This window comes from Empedobacter sp. EJD.6dd (assembly GCF_057369435.1).
The window spans coordinates 264,460-281,683 of sequence record NZ_CM170667.1; the positions used below are offsets into that span (position 1 = coordinate 264,460).

The window sequence follows — 17,224 nt, forward strand, 5'->3', positions numbered from 1 at the left end:
ATATGAAAAATTCGAGTAAAAAGATAATCTCCGGAATAGCAATTGCTGGTTTAGGAGGAGTTTGCTATGCGTGGTTAAATTTTAGAAAAGTAAAAATACCAACTTATGTAACCGTTGTAGAAAATTTTGATGCACAACAATATATGGGAAAATGGTATGAAATAGCACGTTTCGACTTTAAGTTTGAAAAGAATTTGAATCAAGTTACGGCAACTTATTTTCTGAATAAAAAAGGAGTGATTGAAGTCCATAACCGTGGATTTGATGACAAAGAGAATAAATGGAAAGAAGCACATGGAAAAGCAACTTTTAATGGAGAAGAGGGAAAAGGTGCGCTGAAAGTTTCATTTTTTGGACCATTTTATTCAGGATATAATATTGTGATGATGGATCCGGTTTATGAAACAGCTTTAGTTTTTGGAGAAAGTCATGATTATATGTGGATTTTATCTCGAAAGAAAACAATCTCAGAAGAGGTAAAACAGAAGTATCTCAACTATGCAGAAGAAAAAGGTTATGATATTTCCCAATTAACGTGGACAAAGCAAGATGAGTAGTTATTTTGAATAGTAGAATTCCCTAAATTAAATTTTACATCGAGAGAATTCTACTATAATTAATTTATTTTTCTAATAAAGCTATCTAAATCAGTTTCTTTAGTAAGTCCCAATTTTTGTTTTAAACGGTATTTGGTAACACTCACAGTTTTGGGATCTACATTCAAAACAGATGCTATTTGAGTGTTATCCATATTCATATAAATATAAGCTGCATATTTTATATCAAGATTTGTAAGCTTTAAAGTTGCTATTTCGTTCAAATTTTTGAAAAAAGAAGGGTGTATTTCTTTTAATATTTCTTGAATATTATTCAAATCTTTTTCAATAAGTTGTTTGTTTTTTAAATAATTATTTAGATTAAAATCTTTATTATTTTTGATGTTGTTTTTTAAATCATCTAAAAAAATACTTTTTTGTTCCAATTGAATAGACGTGGCTAAAACTTGTTTTTGATACTGCTCTTGTTTCAATTCAGAAAGTTCTTTTTCCATTCTCATCTTTTCTTTTTCTGTTTCAAGAAATTGAGTTCTTTGTTTATTCATTTTTTGACGGTAGTTAAACATAAGTATTAAAGCTATAATACTTAAAATGGATAAACCAACATACCAAGAATAGGTTGTTTTCTGTTGTTTCTGTATCTTCAGTATAGCTTTTTTCTCATCGTTATGTATAATGTTTGATGCTTTATAAATGTTTAAGTTATGCTTTTTTTCGCTCATTTTTTTATCCATATTTTTCTGAAAATAAAATGCAGAGCTGTCAATTTTTCCTAATTTGGAATAAGCCATTCCTAATAATTCATCGGAAGTATAATAAGTGGTTTCGTTGGAATTATTTCTTAAAATTTTAATAGCTTCTCTATTTTCCCCTTTTTTTATAAAATACAATCCTTTTACACCATTTAATGCTTCTTTAACTTTAATCAACAATGTTTGATATGGAATAGACTTGTAATTATTTTCTGCAAATTGAATATATTTATCTGCAGAATCTACTTTATTATTTATTAAAAATATTTCTGCAATATTAATATTACTTGCTATTTTATTTGCACTATCTGAAGAATTGAGCGCTTTTTTATAATAAAATAGTGCTGAATCATATTTTTCTTGTTGAAAATTGATATTTCCAATATTGATAATGGCTCTATCTATAAGCATTTCTGCTTTTGGTTTATTATCTATTCCATTTGCATGATTAATAGCTATTTTAAACCTTTTTTCTGCTTCATCATAGGAGTATGCATTATACAATATAAACCCTTTTAACATATTAATATAAGCCATTGATTCTGAATAATCTTTCGCGTTTTCTTCTGCTAAAAATAAATATTCACTTCCTAATGGTGCATTTCCTAATTCATAGTAACAGTTAGCAATTGAAAAATATGCTTTTGTTAAAACTTTATTATTATTTACTTGTTGAGATTTATTAATAACCTTTTTATATATAATAAGAGATTCTTCTATTTTACCATTTTCAAAAAGTTTATTTGCGTGATTATTTAAACTATCAATTTGATTATTAATAATTATTTCTGATTCTTTATCTTTTTTACACTGAAAAAGCGAAATGATAAATAGAAAAAACAGCATTTTTTTTATCATAGGTATAAAACTTAATAGGTAGGTATTGGTATGAGATTAATACAAATATAGTAATAAGTTAATTTTTAAAAAGACTTTCATTTAAAACTTGTTAAAATATAAGTTGCTGGTTTTTAAGTTGTTAAATTGTGGTGTATAGATTTTGTATAGACGATTTTTTTGTTTGTATAGATTTTGAAAGCCCAAAAGTAGGTATGAAAATGAATCAATTTTAGAATTTTGGTCAAGTAATTAATACATAAAAAATTTAACGAATAAAATTATTAACCAATTCTAAAAACTAAATTTATGATTAAAAGAACATTTACAATCGCATTTACATTAGTATCTATTTACTCGTTTTCACAAGTAGGTATTAATACTCAAAATCCACAAGGATTATTTAATATAGACGGTAAGTCAACTTCTGAAACAACAAACCCAGTATCCGGTATTCCTACTGCTAAACAACTAACAGATGATTTTATTGTAACTAATAATGGAGCTACAGGTATAGGTACTTTACCAAATGTATATGCTATGCTTGATATTGCATCTGATAATAAAGGATTACTTGTTCCTAGAGTTGAATTGACTTCTAACACTATGGATTTGAATGCTGATGGAGATAATAATGTGTCAAATCAGCCTCAAGGATTATTAGTTTATAATAGCGGTACTATTTTACCAAAAGGATACTATTTCTGGAATGGGATCGAATGGAGAAATATTGAAGATTCAACATCTGTAAAAGGTAAAGCAACTGTTAATTGTGTTGCATCTACAATAGATCCATCTCAATCTATTGATGGAGCTACACCAAAACCAATTATTTCTGGAAGTATTATAAAAGTACCTTATTCTGGTGGTAACGGAGGAAAATTTGTTGGTGTTTCATTAACATCTATTGGTAATTCTAATATTACAGCAACAATTGCAGATGGAAAACTAGAATATGGTTCTGGTTATCTTGTTTTTGCTGTTCAAGGTATACCTAATGCTTCACAGTCTTCACCAGTAGGAATCTCATTTGATTTGACTCCTTTTTTTAATGCAAATACAGATATAACTGGTTGTAAAGATGTAACAGTAGGTACTCAAGTGAATGCAGATTATAAAGTTGTAGCTGTAATGGATTATATGAAGTTTGTAACAGATCCAGATTCAGGTGTAAAAGGTTTTACGGTTGATGCCACTTCACCAGATGGATTATACACTATAAAAGTATTTTTAAGACATTCTTTACAAACTGCTTCAGCTACGGCAACTAATAATACAAACAGAGCTGATAGTGGTTCAGAGAATAATGTTCTATTAAGAAATAATTCATCAACCTCAAAAACATTAATGTGGAATTATTCAACTTTTTATGGAGGGCAAATTACTGATGCTGGAGGAAATTTAATTGTTCCATCTCAAATGCCAGGAGGTGGATCTGGAAATACATGGAGCAATTTATCTACTAACAATACTGGTGCATGGGGAAATCCAGGCATTTATAATGCAAGTAGTAATGGACCAGAATATAGATATTATTCATGGATCGACACATCTTCTACTACTAAGGTAGCCTATATTGCAACTGTAATGGCAGGAATGGACCCATCAGCAAATAATAGAGATATATTAAAACAAAAAGTATTTATTAGAATTGAACAAATTACAGGTCAATAAAATCGCAGTAATGAATTATAAAGATATTCATATTGGTGAAATGTTAAAGATGTTGGTTGCAGAACGAGAAATTGATCTTCCTCGTATCTGTAACTTCTTATACTGTACAGAAGTTGATATACTTAATATGTACTCATCAAAAAGTATTGATTCTGAATTTCTTTTGAGATGGAGTAAATTGTTAGAGTACGATTTTTTTCGAATTTATTCTCAACATCTCATTTTATTTTCACCAATAAGTGTAGAGAATAAAAAAGAAAATAAAACGACGTCTTTGCCTCAATTTCGAAAGAATATTTACACAAAAGAGATGATTGATTTTATTTTAGAAAAGCTCGTTAAAGGTGAAATGACCAATAAAGAAATTATAAAAGAATATAACATACCAAAAACTACTTTATACAAATGGATCAGCAAATACAAAAAATAATTCCTAATTATCAACGAATTTTTCAAGATATTTTGAATGAAAAGTTTCCAGAAAAGAAAGAAATTCTTCAAAAAATAATTGGACAAAAGAGCTTTACTTCTTTTGATATTATCAAGATTAATCAAATGATTTTTGGAAAACCAAATTTTGATCAGTTTTCAGCAAATCAAAAACATCGGTCGTATAGCAAAACTGATATCTTACAAATATTAGATTTTCAACAAAAATATAAGTTAACGAATTCAAAAGTTGCCGAACATTTTAATGTAAGTCGTAATTCTATTACGAAATGGAAGAAAATTTATTTGTAAAACTCATAACTAAACTAAAATATCTCCTTCATTCAAAATGTGCTTTAAATGAAGGAGATATATTGTTTTATTCCGCTAAAGGATTGATTTTATCTGCAACAGGAAATTCTTGACCTGTTTGACCAATTGTTTTATTTAAATCAAATTTAGCAGCATCAGACATATTAGCTCCACCAGCTAATTTAGCTTTATCTAGCAAGTCTAAAGCTAATTTTTCTTCTTCACGTTGTTCGGTTACTAACCATTGTAAAAAATTCCAAGTTGCCCAATCTTCTTCATCCATACTCATTTTTACAATTTTGTAAATAGATTCTGTGTTTTCAATTTCTTGTTTCAAAACAGCTTCAAAACATTGTAAAACATTTTTTGGTTCGGGACCTGGTTTTTGAATAGCTTCTATTTTTACACTACCACCTCGTTCTTGTATATATTCTATAATTTTTGCCATATGCACACGTTCTTCTTGTGAATGTTTCATCATAAAATTTTTAATACCATCTAATTGGTTTTCATCTGCCCAACAAGCAAGCATCAAGTAAATTTGAGCAGAAAAAGCTTCAAGCGTAATTTGTTTATTTAAAGCGTTTTGTAATGTTTTTGAAATTCTAGTTGTATTCATTTTTGTGATTATTTAGTTATGATATTTTAGATTGGAATTTTCAGACCAAACCAATCATAGAAATGTTAATACTTTCTAAAATATTGATATTTAGAGTAAATTTAAATAATTCTAGTTTATTGAAGAGATCATTTTAGTTGATTTTCAAGCACATGTAAATAATAATGGTATTAGGGTCTACTTTTGCTGACCATTTACAATTCTTGAATATAATAGGATTTATATTTTCGTTTTCAACATCACACAATGATTAGTATTAAAATAAAGATCTTTTTCTTTACTTTTTCTAAAGTACAATTATCTTCAACCTTAAAGAACAATATATAATTTAAAAATTTCTTTACTAAAAATATGACTTCAATCATAAATATAAGCATTAGATGAAGCTATTTTCGTTCATGTTAATTCATACATTATGAAAAAGATGAAAAAATATCTAACAAAAACTTATGATGAAATTCCAAAACAAAGGGGAGGTGGCTTTCATGATACAGAAAGTAATAGGTATTTTAATGATAATGGATTAATTGATGATTGTTACCAAATACTAAGATGTAGATTTCTTTCTATAAATAATTGGAAACATTTCTGTGGTGAATCTTCTGCTGATTTTAGATTGTTTGATCAAAGTGGAGCGCATGTTGATCGTTTACCAATTGTTGGAGATTACATACGAATTGATATTCCAGGACCTGGAACTTTTGGTGAAAATGGATTTGATTGGGTAAAAATAGTATCAATTTGCGAGCAAAAATCTATTGATTACAATCAAGCAAGTTTGTCTTTTATTTGTTCCCCTTCTAGTTCTCCAAATAAAAAAAATAGGAAATTAATTGCTCATTTTTATAGTAAAAAGTCGACCTCAACTTTTCGAATAAGCAAAGATAATAATTCTATTAAGGTTGCAGTATATGGTAGAAATGAACATCCTAATTTAAGTCATACAAATTTTATCAATTTTTTTAGAAACTTTATTATTGCTTTAGGAGGACTGTTTGGAATAGCTAAATTAGAATGGAAATGTTTATGTGATGGCTTAATTAACTTCTAAATTAAAACTGAAATGAGAAATACATTTGTGTTAATAGCAATCATTCTAATAATTTTCTGGGGATTAATATACTTTGGATTAGGTATTAGCTATCATGGAATTGTACATTTTCTATTATTTATGGCTTTTATTTCGTTAGTATTACGACTCCTTATTGGTAAAAATCAAGGTTAAATTAATTACTTTTACATATCACACTTATTAATGTTTTATTCTTTTCTAATACCTGCAAAGTATTGCGGGTATTTTTTTATTATATTGATTTTAAGATTTATAAATGTTTTTAAACGGATATGATTTGAATCATAATATCACAATCTTTATGTGAATAATTTAGCATAGAAAGAAATCTAATTAGTATTTCAATAAAAGTTAAATCCAATTTGCTACATGAATAATACTAGTCTATTTATGTAGTAAATTACAAAACTACAATTATGAAAAGGAGTAATTCAAACAATCACAATTCGCACAACAATTCAAGCAATGCAAAATCAACATTAGAAGAAATCTATCAGCTGGGTTATGATCATGGTTTTAATGATGCTTCGCAAGATGAAGACTATGATGATGATTTTTCTGATTATGAAGAAGATTATGATGATTTTGCAAATGGTTATCAAGAAGATAATTATGATGATGACGATTATGACGACGATTATGATGACGATGATTATGATGACGACGATTACCAAGACAATAGAAGAAATAACAGAAGAAATATGCCAGAAAGAGATAGTATGGGTCGATTTGTTTCTTCTAATAATCGTTCTTCTGGTCGTGGAAATCGTTCTTCTTCCTCACAATCTAATAACCGAAGATCATCTTCTAATTCCTCTTCTCGTAATAGTTCTTCTAGAAGCGGAAACAGCAGAAGTTCGGGTAGTGGATCAGGAACTTCAAAAAGAGGTTTTGCATCTATGAGTAAAGCGGAACGTACACGTATAGCTCGTATGGGAGGTAAAGCATCTCATGGAGGAGGACGTTCTTCTAATCAACGCGGGCGTTCTTCAAATTCAAGCCGTTCAGGTTTTGGAGGTAGAAGAAATGGTTAATTGTTTTAAATTGCCTCTTTTAGGAGGGGCAATTTTTATTAAAAAAAATAAATAATTATGGCAAAGAAAGAGTCTCATCAATTTGATTCAATGGATAAATCAACCGATAATAGCGATGATAAAATGAAAAAGTCGGCATTACATAAATTCTTTATTTCAGCACTTCAAGATATATATTATGCGGAGCATGCATTAGTAGACGGATTAGAGAAAATGCAAAATTCGGCTACTACAGAAGAACTGCAAGATGCTTTTGAAGATCATCAATTACAAACTAAAAAACATATCAGCCGATTAGAAAAGATATTTGGTTTGTTGGATGAAAAGGTTGAAAAAAAGGAATGTGAAGCGATTAAAGGATTAATAAAAGAGGCAGATGAAATTATTAAATCCACAAAAGAAGGTACAATGACACGAGACGCAGCTCTAATCATTGCAGCTCAAAAGATAGAGCATTATGAAATTGCTACTTATGGTGGTTTAGTTCAATTGGCAATTACAATGGAGCATCATAAAGTAGCTGAGTTGCTCGAAAAGACATTGATTGAAGAAGAAGAAACGGATGATAACCTAACCGATATTGCTGAAACTTCAATAAATTTTGAAGCTGAAGAAGAAAATTAGTTCTGTGATTAGATCTCTTATTAATATTTATTATGAATAAATGAAAAATAAGAGATCTTTTATATGAAAAGCATTAAACCGATAAAGTTTAACATATTGATTCATCGTATGGTATGTTTATTGAAAACTTTGCATATGTTATTTTCTCTCAACTCCTCTTAAAAAATTACAAACCACAAAAAATTAACACTATGCTAATTAATGAAAAATTATTGTACAAATTTGGAGCGGAAAGAGTCGCTTATAAAAATGGAGAAAATATTTTTAATGAAGGCAGTCATCCATGTTTTTATTATCAAATCATAGTAGGAAAAGTAAAACTTAATCATTTTAATGACGAGGGAAAAGAATCTATTCAAAATATCCTTTTACCAGGTAATAGTGTAGGTGAATGTTTTTTGTTTTTGGAGAATGTATATCCGATGAATGCAGAAGCATTAGAAGATACAGTTCTATTGAAACTTAATAAAAGCTTTTTTTTAGATTTATTAAGTTCAAATCCCTACTTGTATAAAGAATTAAATCGATGCATGTCAGAAAAATTATATCATAAATATCTGATGATGCAGAACAATTCCATTAATAGTCCGATTAATAGATTAAAGGGATTATTGGATTACCTAAAAAATGATACGGTAGAAATAAAAGCGCCGTTTTCTTTTAAAATTGAACTTACACGTCAACAATTAGCAGGTTTAACAGGAATGTGTGTAGAAACTGTAATTCGAACAGTTAAATTAATGGAATCTCAGAATATGTTAAGGTTACAAAAAGGAAAAATACTCTATTAAGAAGAATTATTTAACATCCTAAAAAAACAACCATTATGTTTCCACAATTTAAAGAATTTTTTTTATCTAGCCTACATATCTTCGCTTATATAGCAATGCTTATAGGAGGGTGGATATTTTTATTTTTTTGGCTCAAAAAAAGAAAAAAGAAAAGAAATAACAGAAAATAACTTGATTATTTTATTAGCCGATTATGATTTATAAAATTATAATCGGCTAATTTTTTATTAATTATATACTTTCGAACACTTCACTTATATTTCGAATTAATTCTTGTTCTTTTTGGACTTTATAATAAGAAAATTTTGAGTAAAAACGAATTAACATATTTTTTGTAAAAAGAGTTCCTTCATCTGAAATATTGTTTTGATTAATAAATTCAAGTGCACCTATTTTATATTCTGCGATTAGTTGATTAAGAAATTTTTTTTTATGGAAACAATTTGTCATTTGACTAATTTTATCAATAGATTGAATGATAAATGGAGGATCAATTAATAAATGTGCTGTTGTTGATCCGAATATAAATTCATGAATTAAACTTAAAAATTCGTGTTCAGTCTGAGTTGTTTCTAGTTTTAGTATATGCATATCTTTTTTTAACCATTTATTATTTCTCCTCCATTTGGATGTAGAATTTGACCACTAATAAATTGTGAATCATCACAAGCTAAAAATAAAAATGAAGGGGCTATTTCATTAGGCATTCCTGCTCTTTTCATTGGTGAATCAGTACCAAAATTAGCTACTTTCTCAGGATCAAAGGAAGAAACGATAAGAGGCGTCCAAACTGGACCTGGAGCAACAGCATTTACTCGAATTCCTCTCGCCATTAAATTGGATGATAAACTTCTAGTAAATGAAACAATAGCTCCTTTTGTAGCAGCATAATCAATTAATTTAGGACTTCCTCTATATGCAGTAACAGATGTGGTATTTATAATAGAACCACCTTTTTTCATATGCAATAAAGCGTATTTTGTAATCCAGAAATAAGAAAAAACATTATTTTGAAATGTTTTGCTTAATTGCTCACTCGATATTTTTTCTAAAGATTCACTTTCCCAATGTAATGCTGCATTATTTACTAAGATATCTATTTGCTTAAAATTATCGATTGTTTTTTCTACAGCAATTAGACAATTTGTTTCATTCGATAAATCTCCTTTTATGAGTAAACACTCCCGATTATAATTTTCAACTTCTTTTTTTGTAGCCAACGCATCTATTTCTTCATTAAGATAAGCGATTGCAATATGAGCACCTTCTTTTGCAAAAAGTAGAGCTATAGCCTTACCTATACCACTATCTCCACCTGTTATCAAAGCAATTTTCCCAAATAATTTTCCTTTTTTAGAATATGCAATAGGCTCTGTTTGAGGAACAGGTCTCATTTTTTCTTCAACACCAGGTCTACTTTGATGTTGTTTTTCATTCTTCATTTTTTTCATATAGATTATTTAAAATAAAAAAATTAATAGACGATTATTATTGAAATGATCGATTTTTATTTGTAGATAAAGTGTGTATTAAGTTGAATTTTTGTATTAATTTTTCACTCATGCATTTGCATAGAATTGAATACAAATGCGGATGTTTTTCTAAAAGAGCGAAAAATTTACTTTTTTCTAATTGAATAATCTGACAATCTTCTATTGCTTGAATTGTAATTGAATAAGAATTATTGGTAAATAAAAAAGCTTCTCCTAAACTTTGTCCTTTTACAAGCATAGATTTTAAAACAATTTTTTCTTGAAAAAAGTTATTTCTAATTGCTTTCCCATCTAAAATTTGAAAATAAAATTTTGCATATTTTCCTTTTTTCACAATTGTATCACCTTGTTTATACGTTTCTTTCTCACCTCCAAAATCAAACAATAATTTGTCGCTAATTAACATAATAAGTCGTTTTTAATAGTTAGTTAAAGTTAACAAGAGCATACAGCTCTATTTATGAGTGTAATCATAATGAAGAATGCTTTTTTTAGTTTTATTGATATGAAAATCAATTTGATATACATCTATTTTATTGAAGTACAATATGATCGTAATCATAATCTTTGCATTTTTCACTATCTAATTTTGAAAATATAATGACGAAGTCGATTGTCATTGTGTTTTGTCTAATCACAAAAAGATATTTTATGAGAACTATTGCAACACTAGTACTCTTATTTGCTCTGACAACTATAAGTTGTAGAAAAAAAACAAATGAGATGGTACCAAATCATTCAGATTCAATTATCATACACGATAGTATACTATCAGGTGAGTTCCCGGTGACTCCTGACTCAGCTGATACTATTCTTCTGGTTGATAGTACATCTTATGATGTGGATTCAATTAAAAGAAGTCGATAAAACATCTATTTGTGTAAGGAGAATTTCTATTAACGTAGGAATTTTCCTTTTTAATACTTAGATAAATAATCGTTTGATTTCACTAATTATTTAATTTATTAATTATGGAGGGAGGTTCGTTACTACAAGAAAATGGAGTTCAAATTACAATATTTTTAGTATTTGCCATTATTTTCTCAGGATTGCTTATTATTATTTTTAGACTTTTAGGAGTTTATACTATAATGTTAAAACGTAAACATGCGAAGGAAATTAATAAAGAATTCGAGAATCTGACAGAAGAAGAACTTTTTAAAATTAAAGAGCGGGAAATTGAGTTAAATGATGAAGTTTCAGAAAACAATCTTTCTACTACATATAAAGTTTCCGATGAAAAAGGAATTGTAATAAATGTAAATGTAGTTGAAGAACTAAGAATTTTTCCAACTAAAAAACGAACATCTTCTTTTCAAAAATATATTTCCGAAGATTTATCCAAACTTATTTTATATTTTTTAGGTACTGCAACTTTATGGTTAATTATAGGAACAACATTTGGACTTTATTTAGGAATAAAATTTGTTGTACCAGACATTGATCACGTAAGTTGGTTAAGCTTTGGGAGACTTAGACCATCCCATACAAATTCTGTTTTTTGGGGTTGGGCATCTTTAGCAATGTTAGGTTTAGCCTATTATGTTATAGCTAGAGTTAGTAATAAAGAAAATTATAATCTACAATTAGGTTATGTATCTCTTATACTCGTTAATTTGGCTGTATTAATAGGTACAGTATTTCTACTTGCTGGTATTAACAATGGAGGTGGTGAATACAGAGAGTATATTTGGCCAGTAATGGGGATGTTTGCTCTAGGAGTAGTATTTTCACTTTATAATTTTTTCAAACCAATAACAAAGCGTAAAACGAAAGAAATCTATATTTCAAATTGGTATATTGTATCAGGTACAATGTTTATTGTTGTTGTACTAATCGTTTGTTATTTGCCATTTTGGCAAAATGGTATGGGAGAAACTATAATGCAAGGTTATTATATGCATCAGGCGATAGGAATGTGGTTTATGATGATTAATCTAGGGTTAATGTATTATTTTCTTCCACAACAACTTAATAAACCAATTTATTCTTACAGTTTAGGTATTTTAGCCTTTTGGACTCATACATTATTTTATACATTAATAGGTACGCATCATTTTATTTTTAGTGCAATTCCATGGAGTATACAAACAACTGCAATTGTAGCGAGTGCAGGAATGTTAATACCTGTTGCAGCAGGTACTGCAAATTTTTTATTGACATTTAATGGAGCATGGTATCAATTAAAAACGAGTTATACTTTACCATTTTATTTTATGTCAATCATATTTTATTTTACGGGTTCTTTTCAAGGAACAGTAGAAGCATTCAGGTTTACCAATTTATTATGGCATTTTACAGATTTTACTGTTGCGCATTCTCATTTAACAATGTATGGTATTATCACCTTTATGCTATGGGGATTTTGTTATACGTTAGTTCCTAGGCTCACAGGAAAAGAACCTCCTAAGTTATTAGTGGGTATTCATTTTTGGTTAGCTTTAATAGGCTTATTATTTTATGTCATCGCACTTATGATTGGAGGAACAGGAACAGGTCAATTGTGGATGGATAAAAAACCTTTTATACAAGGAGTAATTAATATGGCACCTTATTGGTTATGGCGTGCTATTGGAGGAACTATGATGTGGATTTCACATTTTATTTTTGCTTATAATTTTTATAAAATGCTCAAAAAGAATGAAAAGGTTATCATACCCATATCACCTTCTGATATTTTAGCTGCTAAAAAACAGCATAGTGAAAAAGAGTATAATCCATAAATCATTTAGTATGTCATTTTTTAACAATCATAAAACTTTATTTGGCGCTGCGCTTGGATTATTTCTATTTCTAACACTATATATTGCTATTATTCCAGCTTTAGAAAATCAAAAGATTAATCAACCCTTACCAAGACAACTTAAAGAACTAACACAAGAAGAACAAGCGGGTAAAATGATTTATATCGCAAATGGATGTGTCGCTTGTCATACACAGCAAGTGAGAAATGTAGAAATGGATAATGTATTTGGAAAACGACCAAGTATTCCTGCTGATTACGCAATTAACAAAAGATTAGATCTTTGGAGAAATACTGCAAATTTAATGGGAACAGAGCGTACAGGTCCAGATCTAACCAATGTCGGAGAAAGGCAACCCAGTGTAGATTGGCATTTAATACATTTATATCAACCTCGAGCAGCAGTTGCTCAATCTATAATGCCAGCTTATCCTTATCTTTTTATTGAACGTGATTTTTTACATAAAGATGATATAGAAGTTAAAGTCCCAGAAAAGTATGTAAAAAGAAATAAAAAGATCGTTGCTACAAAAGAAGCCTTACAGTTAGTTGCCTATTTAAAATCCTTGAAACAAACAGATTTTACTGACGAAAGTTTAGTTCCTGATTTCCTATACAAGAAAAAAATTGTAAATACAGGTAAAAACAACGATTCATCAAATTTACCAAATGGAGAAGAATTATATACAGCTAATTGTGCAACCTGTCATCAAGCAAATGGAGAAGGAGTTCCAGGAGCATTTCCACCTCTAAAGAATAGTCCAGTAGTAACAGGAGGAGCTTTAGAATTATATGTAACAATAATTATGAAAGGTTATGATCCACGTCCTGAATATGCAACTATGCCTGCAGTGGGAGAGAATGCAGGTTTTACAGCCGAAGATGTAGCGGCTATAATAAATCACGAACGCTCAAGTTGGGGAAATAATGCAAAAAAAATAACAGTTGAAGAAGTGCAAGTCATTTTGGATAAAATAAAATAATATGGATAAAAGAGCTAAAATTAGTCTGAGTGTGGTTGCTATACTCTTTTCAACTGCATTATTTGCATGTGATGCTTGTCAATTACAACAGCCCAAAGTAACAAAAGGGTTTACCCACGGAACAGGACCTCAAAGTGATTGGGATTGGTTTATTGTGGTAATTGTGATTATAATAACAATATGGACTTTTTTACTTTCTCTGAAGTATTTATTAAAACCTGGAGAAAAACAAGATTACCATATAAAGTATTCATTTTATTCAGATAAATTAAATAATTATGACGAAAGATAGAAGTAAAGTTTTTTTGTTTTTGGATGATGAAATACAACCAATTGCAGAATTGGAAGCACCAACTGTTTTTGATTTAGATACTAAAAAAATGGTTGACGGAGAACATATATTAAAAATTATTAGTCAATCACCTTCAGGATCAGAAGGAATTAAGAAAATAAGATTTACAGTAAAAAATGGTCCTTCAATACAAGTTGAAGGATTAAAGAATAACGCAAAACTAAATGGAACAGTCTCACTTATGATTAATGCTTACGATAAAGGTGATCAAAAAAGTTTTTTAATTAATGGTAGCGAAACACCTAAAACTATTCCTTATTGGATATGGATACTTATACTTTTGTTTATCGGATGGGCTATATATTATGAGATTACAAGTTATGCTGTTTAAAAAAACAATATAAATCAATAGTTTAATTTAAACAGATATAAAATATATTTATTTAAATAGTTTATTGTTATTATAAAGCTGCTTTTTTTATCATTTTAAGAAAAAATGGCACTCTAATTGATTTATTTCACAATAAATTTATAAATAAAATAAATAACAATAAAGCTCTAGGTTTTGTGTTGATTTTATTTTTTCTTATTACGTTCTATTCGTCAATTCTAATTCATTAATTAATATCAGCATATGAAAAAATCAAAAAAATCAAAAAAATCAAAAAAATCAGAACAAATGAGTCAATTTACAATTGATAATTCGAATCAAAAATTGACAACTAATGATGGTGTCTCTATCTATGATAATAATAACACCTTAAAAGTTGGAGATAGAGGACCTTCCTTACAACAAGACCATATATACTTTGATAAATTGGGGCATTTCGATCGAGAAAGAATACCTGAACGAGTTGTACATGCTCGAGGTAGTGGAGCTCACGGAATATTAGAAATACATGAGGATATAAGTGAATATACATGTGCAAAATTTCTTCAAAAAGGTAAAACGACTCCACTATTTATTCGTTTTTCAACCGTTGCAGGATTTAAAGGATCTACAGATTTAGCTAGGGATGTTAGAGGATTTTCTGTAAAATTTTATACAGAAGATGGTAATTATGATTTAGTTGGAAATAACATTCCTGTATTTTTTATTCAAGATGCTATGAATTTCCCTGATTTAATACATGCTGTTAAGCCAGAGCCAGATAAAGAAATTCCCCAAGCTGCTTCAGCGCACGATACTTTTTGGGATTTTATTTCATTAATGCCAGAATCTGCACATATGATAATGTGGGCGATGTCTGACCGAGCAATTCCTCGAAGCCTTAGAATGATGGAGGGGTTTGGTGTACATACATTTAAATTGATTAATGAGAAAGGTAAAGCAACTTTTGTTAAATTCCATTGGAAACCTAAATTAGGAGTGCATTCTGTTGCCTGGAATGAAGCTCAAAAAATATCAGGATTTAATTCTGACTTTCATCGTCAAGATTTATGGGAAGCTATTGATGAAGGAAATTTTCCGCAATGGGATTTAGGTGTTCAGCTAATTCCTGAAGAAGATGAATTAAAATATTCTTTTGACATCTTGGATGCTACGAAATTGGTTCCAGAAGAATTAGTTCCTGTAAAAATCATTGGAACGATGACCCTTAACCGCAATCCTGACAATTTTTTTGCTGAAACTGAACAAGTAGCTTTTGATCCAGGTAGAATCATTCCCGGTATTGATTTATCTGATGATCCTTTATTGCAAGGTCGTATTTTTTCGTATATGGATACACAGAATTATAGATTAGGTGGAGGAAACTTCCATGAAATTCCTATTAATAGATCATTAAACCAAAAGCATAATAATCAAAAAGATGGAACAGGGAGAATTGATATACTGAAAGGAGGAGTTAGTTATTTTCCGAATAGTAAAGCTTCTGGTTGTCCTTATCATGCAATGTTAAAGGGAGAGGAAGGTTTTCAATCTCATGAACAAAAGGTAGAAGGGAAGAAAGTAAGGGCTAGATCTGATTCTTTTGCTGATCATTTCTCGCAAGCAACTTTGTTTTTTAATTCTCAATCGGAGCCAGAAAAGCAACATATTGTAGATGCTTTTAGTTTTGAGCTGAGTAAGGTTTCTGATCCAAAAATTAGAGAAAGACAAATCGCGATACTTTATCAAATTGATAAAACTTTAGCTCAAAAAGTAGGAGATAATCTTGGTATAATACCTCCAAAAGAATTGGATGAGTTGACATTAAGTTTTGTAAGGCAGAATCACCCTAATTATCCCTTGAAGCCTAAAAAACAAGAACTAAAATCTTCAGATGCGCTTAGTATGAAGGTAAAAGAAGGTGAAGGAAATATTAAAACCAGAAAAGTTGCCTTTTTAGTGGATAATGGTGTTTCTAAAAAAAGTGTAGATCAATTAAAAAAAGTATTAGAACAAGAAGGAGCTGAAGCGGTATTAATTTCATCTAAAGTGGGCGAATTAACCTATGAAGAAGGAAGTAAAGAAAAGATTTGGCATAGCTACCGTACAGATCCATCTGTTTGTTATGACGCCGTTTATACACCATCAGGTAAATCAATAGAATCTTTAAAATTGAATCCAGATTATTATGAATTTATTAATGATTCTTACAGACATTGTAAAATCTTATTATTTGCAAAAGGAACTGGTTCTTTAATGAATAATTCATTTGTAAGACCTGATAGAGGAGTAGTTTTAGAAGATGAAAATGAGGATTGGATTGCAGATTTTATTGAGGCAATGAAATTACATCGTATTTGGGATCGTGAAGAAGAAAGGAAGGTTCCTTCATAATAAAATGTTTAACGTGATATAAATATAAAATTTAGACGAATGATATTACAACTTAGTCCTACAATACTTGTTGATACCCCTATTGGTAGAGGTCATACTATTTTTATAATTGATTATGGTATGCATCAAAATTCGTGTTGGGTTGTAACGATGGAAAAAAATGGCATTGTAAAACATTTTGATAGCAATGACATTATAGTTTGTACAAATTTTACTTTTCATATCAATGAGGAGAAAAATTGTTTTAA

18 protein-coding genes are annotated in these 17,224 nt (G+C 29.2%); 13 read left to right on the plus strand and 5 right to left on the minus strand.

All coding sequences use genetic code 11. The features are described 5' to 3' along the window. The first annotated feature begins 2 nt into the window (after positions 1 to 2). Positions 3 to 557 carry a lipocalin family protein gene (locus tag AC2I98_RS01270; RefSeq protein ID WP_486412839.1) on the plus strand — a complete coding sequence of 185 codons (555 nt, stop codon included), beginning with the start codon at positions 3 to 5 and terminating at the stop codon, positions 555 to 557. A 59-nt stretch (positions 558 to 616) separates the two neighbouring features. Here AC2I98_RS01270 and AC2I98_RS01275 read toward each other — a convergent pair whose 3' ends face one another. Beyond that, positions 617 to 2,167 (minus strand): tetratricopeptide repeat protein, encoded by a 1,551-nt coding sequence (locus AC2I98_RS01275; RefSeq protein WP_486412840.1) that lies wholly within the window; start codon positions 2,165 to 2,167, stop codon positions 617 to 619. A 288-nt stretch (positions 2,168 to 2,455) separates the two neighbouring features. On the opposite strand from AC2I98_RS01275, the gene AC2I98_RS01280 reads away from it, so the two are divergent. Genes AC2I98_RS01280 through AC2I98_RS01290 form a run of 3 tightly spaced genes read left to right on the plus strand, consistent with a single transcriptional unit; the run spans position 2,456 to position 4,561 of the window. After that, positions 2,456 to 3,820, plus strand: a complete 1,365-nt coding sequence (locus AC2I98_RS01280; RefSeq protein ID WP_486412841.1) for a hypothetical protein — start codon at positions 2,456 to 2,458, stop codon at positions 3,818 to 3,820. A gap of 10 nt (positions 3,821 to 3,830) precedes the next feature. Continuing rightward, positions 3,831 to 4,250, plus strand: a complete 420-nt coding sequence (locus AC2I98_RS01285) for a transposase (RefSeq protein ID WP_486412842.1) — start codon at positions 3,831 to 3,833, stop codon at positions 4,248 to 4,250. After that, positions 4,226 to 4,561: a helix-turn-helix domain-containing protein gene (locus AC2I98_RS01290; RefSeq protein ID WP_486412843.1), complete on the plus strand. Its 336-nt coding sequence runs from the start codon at positions 4,226 to 4,228 to the stop codon at positions 4,559 to 4,561. The genes AC2I98_RS01285 and AC2I98_RS01290 overlap by 25 nt, the downstream gene beginning before the upstream one ends. Before the next feature lie 67 nt (positions 4,562 to 4,628). Here the strand turns inward: AC2I98_RS01290 and AC2I98_RS01295 are convergent, their stop codons facing one another. Then, positions 4,629 to 5,180: a ferritin gene (locus AC2I98_RS01295; RefSeq protein WP_486412844.1), complete on the minus strand. Its 552-nt coding sequence runs from the start codon at positions 5,178 to 5,180 to the stop codon at positions 4,629 to 4,631. A 424-nt stretch (positions 5,181 to 5,604) separates the two neighbouring features. On the opposite strand from AC2I98_RS01295, the gene AC2I98_RS01300 reads away from it, so the two are divergent. The 4 genes from AC2I98_RS01300 (at position 5,605) to AC2I98_RS01315 (ending at position 8,701) form a co-directional block, all read left to right on the plus strand. Beyond that, complete coding sequence (locus tag AC2I98_RS01300) at positions 5,605 to 6,231, plus strand: hypothetical protein (protein ID WP_486412845.1); 627 nt, start codon at positions 5,605 to 5,607, stop codon at positions 6,229 to 6,231. 437 nt (positions 6,232 to 6,668) lie between these two features. Then, a complete protein-coding gene (locus AC2I98_RS01305; RefSeq protein WP_486412846.1) occupies positions 6,669 to 7,286 on the plus strand; it encodes a KGG domain-containing protein in 618 nt (205 codons plus the stop codon). Between the two features lie 57 nt (positions 7,287 to 7,343). After that, positions 7,344 to 7,910 (plus strand): YciE/YciF ferroxidase family protein, encoded by a 567-nt coding sequence (locus AC2I98_RS01310; protein WP_486412847.1) that lies wholly within the window; start codon positions 7,344 to 7,346, stop codon positions 7,908 to 7,910. 191 nt (positions 7,911 to 8,101) lie between these two features. Beyond that, on the plus strand, positions 8,102 to 8,701 hold the full coding sequence (locus AC2I98_RS01315; protein WP_286511811.1) for a Crp/Fnr family transcriptional regulator: 600 nt from the start codon (positions 8,102 to 8,104) through the stop codon (positions 8,699 to 8,701). A 231-nt stretch (positions 8,702 to 8,932) separates the two neighbouring features. On the opposite strand, the gene AC2I98_RS01320 is transcribed toward AC2I98_RS01315, so the two are convergent. Genes AC2I98_RS01320 through AC2I98_RS01330 form a run of 3 tightly spaced genes read right to left on the minus strand, consistent with a single transcriptional unit; the run spans position 8,933 to position 10,600 of the window. Further along, positions 8,933 to 9,292, minus strand: coding sequence for a hypothetical protein (locus tag AC2I98_RS01320; RefSeq protein ID WP_486412848.1), 360 nt, complete (start codon positions 9,290 to 9,292; stop codon positions 8,933 to 8,935). 8 nt (positions 9,293 to 9,300) lie between these two features. Next, positions 9,301 to 10,143: an SDR family oxidoreductase gene (locus tag AC2I98_RS01325; protein ID WP_486412849.1), complete on the minus strand. Its 843-nt coding sequence runs from the start codon at positions 10,141 to 10,143 to the stop codon at positions 9,301 to 9,303. A gap of 46 nt (positions 10,144 to 10,189) precedes the next feature. Next, complete coding sequence (locus AC2I98_RS01330; protein ID WP_291065790.1) at positions 10,190 to 10,600, minus strand: Crp/Fnr family transcriptional regulator; 411 nt, start codon at positions 10,598 to 10,600, stop codon at positions 10,190 to 10,192. A gap of 565 nt (positions 10,601 to 11,165) precedes the next feature. Here AC2I98_RS01330 and AC2I98_RS01335 point away from each other — a divergent pair. The 5 genes from AC2I98_RS01335 to AC2I98_RS01355 all read left to right on the plus strand — a co-directional run bounded on the left by AC2I98_RS01335 (position 11,166) and on the right by AC2I98_RS01355 (position 16,976). After that, on the plus strand, positions 11,166 to 12,917 hold the full coding sequence (locus AC2I98_RS01335) for a cbb3-type cytochrome c oxidase subunit I (protein ID WP_486412850.1): 1,752 nt from the start codon (positions 11,166 to 11,168) through the stop codon (positions 12,915 to 12,917). A gap of 10 nt (positions 12,918 to 12,927) precedes the next feature. After that, a complete protein-coding gene (locus AC2I98_RS01340; RefSeq protein WP_486412851.1) occupies positions 12,928 to 13,920 on the plus strand; it encodes a cbb3-type cytochrome c oxidase subunit II in 993 nt (330 codons plus the stop codon). 1 nt (position 13,921) lies between these two features. Then, entirely contained in the window at positions 13,922 to 14,212 is a 291-nt protein-coding gene (locus tag AC2I98_RS01345; protein WP_486412852.1) for a hypothetical protein, read from the plus strand. Then, the gene (locus AC2I98_RS01350) at positions 14,199 to 14,603 is read left to right on the plus strand and encodes a cytochrome C (protein WP_486412853.1); all 405 of its coding nucleotides are present in this window, start codon (positions 14,199 to 14,201) and stop codon (positions 14,601 to 14,603) included. Before AC2I98_RS01345 ends, AC2I98_RS01350 begins: the two co-directional genes overlap by 14 nt. 288 nt (positions 14,604 to 14,891) lie before the next feature. Beyond that, positions 14,892 to 16,976 (plus strand): catalase, encoded by a 2,085-nt coding sequence (locus AC2I98_RS01355; RefSeq protein ID WP_486412854.1) that lies wholly within the window; start codon positions 14,892 to 14,894, stop codon positions 16,974 to 16,976. The last annotated feature ends 248 nt before the right edge of the window (positions 16,977 to 17,224 follow it).